Raw genomic sequence first — 6406 nt, 5'->3', positions numbered from 1 at the left:
GCTGGCGGACACGCACGGTCAGCCGCTGGTTCCTGCCCGAAATCGGGCCTCCACTAATTCGAGAGAAAAATCGCCCCACCGCTTGACGAAGAACATAGGGACACCCCCCACACACAGAGGGTAGGGGCATGATGAATGACAAGCTCAGCATTCTGGTTCGCGTGGACCTCGATGGCGCCCAGGCCATGGTCGCGGCCCAGGGCCATGTGACGGCGCAAAGCATCCAGGCCCTCTATGTGGTCGTGAAACGCGCCAACGACCTGATGAAAGGCCTCGCCCTGGAAATCGACGTAACCCGGGCCAGGGTCGACCCGGACGCTCTGGAGCAGCTGCGCGCCTGCTCGCAGTCCCATCACCTGCCCGCGAAAATTGATCCGTTCCAAGCCGACTGCCGGCTCCGCATTCTGGCGCCCGGGGATGCCTTTACCACCGCCGGGGTGGGCCTGGCAGCCTGACCCGTCCCACGCAGCACGCCCGGCACGACCAGCCAGCCGAGGGCCGCAGAGCCCATCAGGCCATGACGGGCAACGCCCTCACCCCGCTTTCACGCACCGCCGCGGTGCCCTCCACCACTGCCTCAATCGTCGTATACCTCGGCGAGAGACACGACCGTTCCGTCGCCTGCCGTCTGCCGGAAGTGAAATGTTCCCTCTCCTTCCCGGATGGTTTCAAACGTCCCTGCCATGCTGACTCCGCGCGCCGCAACATTGTCAACTCTGGAGAAGCTCCGGTTTGATTTGCCAGGGTGGCACGACAAGAAGGAACATGATTGCCGCGATCACGACGCCGGCCGCAAAGACGGTGTTGAGGTGAGTCGAGAGTGCCGCGCCGTTGTACATGGTCACTCCGACTGCAGCCAGTGCCGCGGCTAAAACAGTCAACACCACAAAGTTTTGTCGCCGAAGGCCAATAAGAAGCAGAAGTGATGGAACGACATACCAGATAACGCTTGCCGTACCCATCGAATTGATCTGGCTGATGACGGCTGTGCTGCCTGGAATTGAGGCAACTAATGGCTGATAGAACATCGACGCGCAATGAAGAATCAACCCAAAGAGACCAGCCGCGGCAAGGGAAAAGTCCAAGGTAGTCAGTCTGGCTGACAGCCCTTTCAGTGGCAGCCCAGGAACTAAAAACCGCGAGAGCAGCAACAGCAAAGCAACGACGGCTAGAATCACCACAAATTCAGTCGACATTTCCACAGACTACAGAGGCGCCGCAGGGAATACCCCTTGGATTTGAGATCCCTCGTTCGCCCGTCATCGAGCCGTCCAGAAATTCCCGCCCGGGGGGTGCCCTGTTGAGGTCCGGCGTTGGGACGCCGGACACGCCGGCTTTGACGTCGTCGCATTCCTACAAACGTCCAAACCCCGCCCACATCCTGTGTGACTGTCAACTTCGTTCGGCTTCCAAATCGCAGCTTCAAATGGCGGATTAATCGTCCCGTTTTGACTGGGTACCTAATCTGGCGCTCCACTTCCCTCGAGAAAAAGGTGTTGCCTGCCCGAAGGTTACGGGACCGTAAGATCTGGTCTCTGGCGTGGAGGCCGGGCGGAGTGCATAATCGTCACGTGCTGGCCGTGACCCTCGTCAGCATGCGATGCAGGCACGCGAGGGCGATTTGGGCGGACGGATGAGTGGATTGTCAACGAGCCAGGCACTAGACGATGTGGTCAAGGTCGCGCGGGAGCACGCCGAGAGGGTGGACACCGACGGGGTATACCCTCTTGAGGCGGTCGCGGAGTTGCGGGCCGGCGGGCTGCTGGGGCTGGTGCTTCCCGTCGAGGCCGGCGGTGCCGGTGCCGGGCCGGAGGTATTCACCGAGACGGTCAGTGCGCTGGCGGAGGCGTGCGGTTCAACGGCGATGATCTATCTGATGCATGCCGCCGCCGCAGTCACGATTGCTGCCGCGCCGCCCCCGGATCTGCCGAACCTGCTTGCAGGGATGGCGCGCGGGACAACGCTGGGCACGCTGGCCTTCAGTGAGCGGGGATCCCGGTCGCATTTCTGGGCGCCCGTCTCGATCGCGACCGCCAGCGGGACGTCTGTCCGGTTGCGCGCGGATAAGAGTTGGGTGACGTCGGCCGCTCACGCCGATGTCTATGTGGTCTCGACCGGTGCGCCCTCGGGGGTGCCCGGTGAAGTGGACCTGTATGCCGTTCCCGCCGGTACGCCGGGTTTGAACGTGGCCGGTCCCTGGCGGGGGCTCGGGCTGCGCGGCAACGACTCCGCACCGATGACTGTCGACGCTGAAATTGCGGTCGGGTACCGGCTGGGTGGGCCGGCTGCGGGCTTCGCGCTGATGATGGAGACGGTGCTGCCGTGGTTTAATCTCGGCAACGCGGCGGTCTCGCTGGGTCTGGCATCTGCCGCTACCCGGGCCGCTGTCGAACACGTTGGAGCTGCCCGGCTCGAACACCTGGGCCAGTCACTGGCTGGGTTGCCTACGATCCGGGCCCAGATCGCCCGGATGGGCATCAGCCTGGCGGCGCAGCGTGCTTACCTGGCCCATGCCGCGGGCAGCGTCGCGGCTCCCGGGGAAGACACGATGCTGCATGTGCTCGGGGTTAAGGCCTCGGCCAATGACGCGGCACTTGAGATCACCGATGCGGCCATGCGGGTCTGCGGTGGCGCGGCGTTCTCCAAGCACCTGCCCATCGAGCGGGCCTTCCGTGATGCGCGGGCGGGCTCGGTAATGGCGCCGACGGCGGATGCGCTGTACGACTTCTACGGCCGGGCCGTCACCGGCCTGCCGCTGTTCTGAGGAGGCCGGATCATGTCCGAGCAGCTGCTGGTCGGGGCCGTGGCCTACACCCCAAATGTGGTGCCCATCTGGGAAGGCATCCGCGAGTACTTCGCGCAGTCGCCGGCGCCGATGGACTTTGTCCTGTTCTCCAACTATGGACGCCAGGTCGAGGCGCTTCGGGCCGGACAGGTCGACATCATCTGGAACACCAACCTGGCCTACGTGCGCACGGTCATGCAGACCGGGGGCCGGGCCCGGGCACTGGCGATGCGCGACACCGACACCAGGTTCGCGACCGTGTTCGTCGCCCGCACCGGTAGCGGGTTCTCCGGCCCGGGCGCCCTCGCCGGACAGCGGCTGGCCCTGGGGTCCGCGGACTCAGCCCAGGCCGCCATCCTGCCGCTGTACTACCTGGCCCGGGCCGGCCTGGACCTCACCTTGCTGGAGGTGACGCGGTTCGATAGTGACATCGGCAAGCACGGTGACACCGGGCGCAGCGAGCTGGACGCCATCGACGCGGTACTCGCCGGCGAGGCCGACGTCGCGGCCATCGGAATCACCACCTGGGAAGGCATCGGCGGCGGGGAGCTGATGCCGGAGGCACTGGAGGCAGTGTGGCAGACCGAACCGTACTGCCATTGCATGTTCACCGCCCTGGACACCCTGCCCGCCGAACGCTACGAGCCGTGGGTCAGCACGCTCCTGGCCATGGACTGGGAACGGCCCGAGCACCGCCGGATCCTGGAGCTCGAGGGACTGCGGCGCTGGGTCCGGCCCGAACTGGACGGCTACGCCGGGCTGTTCGCCGCCGTCGAGGAACAGGGGGTGACCAAGTGGTGGTGATCCTGGACCTGGTACGCATGGTGGGGACCCTGGCCGAGGGCACCACCGGTGCGGTGACTATTGGCTCCGCGACCGAGTTTGACCTGGTCCAACGCTGGTGTGAACGAACGGGCAACACCCTCATCACCAAGTCATGGACCGACGTCGGTCCCGGCGCCGTCGTCGTACGTCGCGGCCGCCTGCCCGACCCGGCAGTGACGCTGGGACCGGACCGCCTGCCCGGGGCCCGGCTCTGGCTATACACGAACTTCCACTGCAACCTGGCCTGTGACTACTGCTGTGTCGCCTCCTCACCCAGAGCCGAGCGCCGGGAGCTCGGCGTCGAACGGATCGCCCGCCTGGTCCGGGCGGGCGCCGACTGGGGCGTCCAGGAGGTTTATCTCACCGGCGGCGAGCCGTTTCTGCTGCCGGACATTACCCGGATTGTCACAGACTGTGTCCGGCTGCTGCCAACCACCCTGCTGACCAACGGCATGCTGTTCCGGGGGCCCGGGCTTCGTTCCTTGCAGGCGATGCCGCGCGAGGGCTTCGCCCTGCAGATCAGCCTGGACTCCCCGACCCCCGAGATCCACGACGGGCACCGCGGTGCCGGCAGCTGGGCCCGGGCGGTGGCCGGGATCCAGGTTGCACTGGGCGAGGGTTTCCGGGTCCGGGTGGCTGCCACGATCGCATCGCCCCACGCGACCGATCTGGCCGCACTGCACGAATTTCTCGACGGGCTGGGCATCCCGCGGACCGATCAGGTCATCCGCCCGGTCGCGCAGCAGGGAGCCGCCAGCACCGGAGTCCAGTTCACCCGCGAAACACTGGTCCCCGAAGTCACCGTCACCGCCGACGGGGTGTACTGGCACCCCGTAGCCGCGACAGATGACCAGGCCCTGGTCAGCACGCAGATCGAACCCCTGGGACCGGCGCTCAGCGAGGTCTACCGGCTGTTCGCCGAACAATGGGCTGCAGCCGGCGCCGCCGCCAAACTTTTCCCCTGCGCGTAGCCGGGCTTAGAGTGTCCTGACCGGCTCGGCGGACCGGGCGAAATCCGAGGAGCGTGCGTGCATTTCACAACGCACCCGATGTACGCCAACCGTAAGGCTTTGCGGGTCGCCCAGGACACGCCTTGGGGCTAGCATGAAGCCATGACCCCCAACGACGAGGTGCTTGTCGTACAAACATACGGCGGGCGTGTGGAATTGCCGGCCGGCACTGTTCCCTTCAACGACACCCTCATGAAGGAAAACAGCAAGGTCTCCGACCGTGTCTGATCTGGCCGCGACCACGACGCCGGGCGGCAGGACCGCCGCCGAAGAACTCGACTCCGGGCGGACCGCCCGAGCCGTCATCGCCGGCCTGCGAATTACCGTGGCCTTGATGTGGATCCAGAACGTCGGCTGGAAGAGCCCCCCCGACTTCGGCCGCGAACAGGGCACAGGACTCTTCCAGTTCACCAGTTACGCTGTTGAGCATCCGGTCGTCCCGCCGTTCTCCTGGCTGGTCCAGAACGTCGTATTACCGAACTTCACACTGTTCGGCTACGCCACACTGCTGGTCGAATTCAGCCTCGGCGCGTTCCTGCTCGCCGGCCTGCTCACCCGGTTCTGGGCCGCGATCGGCATCATCCAAACCCTGGCGATCACCATGTCGGTCCTGAACGCACCCAACGAGTGGCACTGGTCCTACTACCTCATGCTCGCCGTGCACGCGGTGCTGATCGCGACGGCCGCCGGCAGATCCGCGGGGCTCGACGGCCTGCTCCGTCCCCGCTGGCTGACCTCCTCGAACCGCCTGGCCTGGTTGGCGCTGAGGGCATCATGACCCGTCCCCGTGGCGCCTTTCGTAGCAGGCTGGATCGGGGCACCCGGCGCCAGGCGCTCACGCTCAGTGCCGTCACAGGGGCAACCGCCCTCTTCGGACTCATCGACTATGACCCGCTCAAGCTGGTGCCGGTCAATCCGGCACAGGCAGTGATTCTTCTCGTTCTTGCCCTGATCGGCTTCGCCGGGACCATGCTCGGATCGCGCCCGATACTGTTCGGTGTCGGGGCAGGGATGATCGTCCTGGGCCTCATCCGCCTTGCCACCTACGGACAGGGGTTCGGGTTGATCGCCGGCAGCGTCGGAACGGCAGCGCTGCTGACCGGACTCGGCATGGCCTTCATCGGAATCATGCTCGTCGGTGCCCAACCAACACCTGAACGGCGAACCACGCCCACCGGACCGGACTAATAGCTGTGGCCGGCGAGCCTATCCTGCCCCGATGCGAGTCCCACGATGCGGTGAAGCGGCCAGGGACAAGGCCGCATCCGCGTGCCTGAACCCATGGCGTGGCGGGGTGAGCAACATGACCGGGCCCACTGTGGGTGTTGTTTTGCCGTGTCTGAATGAATTCGGGGCGTTGCAATGGGTCCTGGCCAGGATGCCTCACGGGTACCGGGCCATCGTGGTGGACAATGGCTCCACCGACGGTTCGGCGGAACTTGCGGCGGAGTTTGGCGCGACGGTGATCCGGGAAAACCGGCGAGGATTCGGGGCGGCAGCCCATGCCGGCCTGCTCGCCGCTACGGCGGACTTCGTGGCCTTCTGTGACTGCGATGGCTCCCTGGATCCGTCCGACCTGCCTGCCCTGCTGGCGCCTGTCATGGCCGGCACCGCCGATCTCGTGCTGGGCAGCCGCCAGCCGCAGCGCGGTTCATGGCCTTTTCATGCCCGTAGCGCCAACCACGTCTTGGCCTGGTGGCTGCGCCGCCGCACAGGCGAAGCAGTCACCGACCTCGGACCCATGCGGGCCGCACGCCGCGCGGATCTTCTGTCCCTTCAGCTTTAA

At 65.8% G+C, this 6406-nt stretch carries 9 protein-coding genes; 8 read left to right on the top strand and 1 reads right to left on the bottom strand.

Annotated features, from left to right (window positions below; translation table 11 throughout):
* Window positions 1-128: 128 nt before the first annotated feature.
* Window positions 129-455 carry a hypothetical protein gene (locus AC50YA_RS13165; protein ID WP_494982711.1) on the top strand — a complete coding sequence of 109 codons (327 nt, stop codon included), beginning with the start codon at window positions 129-131 and terminating at the stop codon, window positions 453-455.
* Window positions 456-710: 255 nt separating this feature from the next.
* Here the strand turns inward: AC50YA_RS13165 and AC50YA_RS13160 are convergent, their stop codons facing one another.
* The gene (locus AC50YA_RS13160; RefSeq protein WP_494982710.1) at window positions 711-1196 is read right to left on the bottom strand and encodes a hypothetical protein; all 486 of its coding nucleotides are present in this window, start codon (window positions 1194-1196) and stop codon (window positions 711-713) included.
* A 446-nt stretch (window positions 1197-1642) separates the two neighbouring features.
* On the opposite strand from AC50YA_RS13160, the gene fadE16 reads away from it, so the two are divergent.
* From fadE16 to AC50YA_RS13125, 7 genes are all read left to right on the top strand, one after another.
* Window positions 1643-2764, top strand: coding sequence for an Rv1679 family acyl-CoA dehydrogenase (gene fadE16 / locus AC50YA_RS13155; protein ID WP_494982709.1), 1122 nt, complete (start codon window positions 1643-1645; stop codon window positions 2762-2764).
* 12 nt (window positions 2765-2776) lie between these two features.
* Window positions 2777-3589 (top strand): Rv1680 family SBP-like protein, encoded by an 813-nt coding sequence (locus tag AC50YA_RS13150; protein WP_494982708.1) that lies wholly within the window; start codon window positions 2777-2779, stop codon window positions 3587-3589.
* On the top strand, window positions 3580-4581 hold the full coding sequence (locus AC50YA_RS13145) for an Rv1681 family radical SAM protein (RefSeq protein WP_494982707.1): 1002 nt from the start codon (window positions 3580-3582) through the stop codon (window positions 4579-4581). Before AC50YA_RS13150 ends, AC50YA_RS13145 begins: the two co-directional genes overlap by 10 nt.
* A 141-nt stretch (window positions 4582-4722) precedes the next feature.
* Window positions 4723-4848 carry a hypothetical protein gene (locus AC50YA_RS13140; protein WP_494982706.1) on the top strand — a complete coding sequence of 42 codons (126 nt, stop codon included), beginning with the start codon at window positions 4723-4725 and terminating at the stop codon, window positions 4846-4848.
* Complete coding sequence (locus tag AC50YA_RS13135) at window positions 4841-5398, top strand: TQO small subunit DoxD (RefSeq protein WP_494982705.1); 558 nt, start codon at window positions 4841-4843, stop codon at window positions 5396-5398. Before AC50YA_RS13140 ends, AC50YA_RS13135 begins: the two co-directional genes overlap by 8 nt.
* Entirely contained in the window at window positions 5395-5808 is a 414-nt protein-coding gene (locus AC50YA_RS13130) for an Rv1678 family membrane protein (RefSeq protein WP_494982704.1), read from the top strand. Before AC50YA_RS13135 ends, AC50YA_RS13130 begins: the two co-directional genes overlap by 4 nt.
* Before the next feature lie 115 nt (window positions 5809-5923).
* Window positions 5924-6406, top strand: a complete 483-nt coding sequence (locus AC50YA_RS13125) for a glycosyltransferase family 2 protein (protein WP_494982703.1) — start codon at window positions 5924-5926, stop codon at window positions 6404-6406.

This window comes from Pseudarthrobacter sp. RHLT3-21 (genome assembly GCF_059383495.1).
This window is presented reverse-complemented; position numbering and strand designations above follow the sequence as displayed.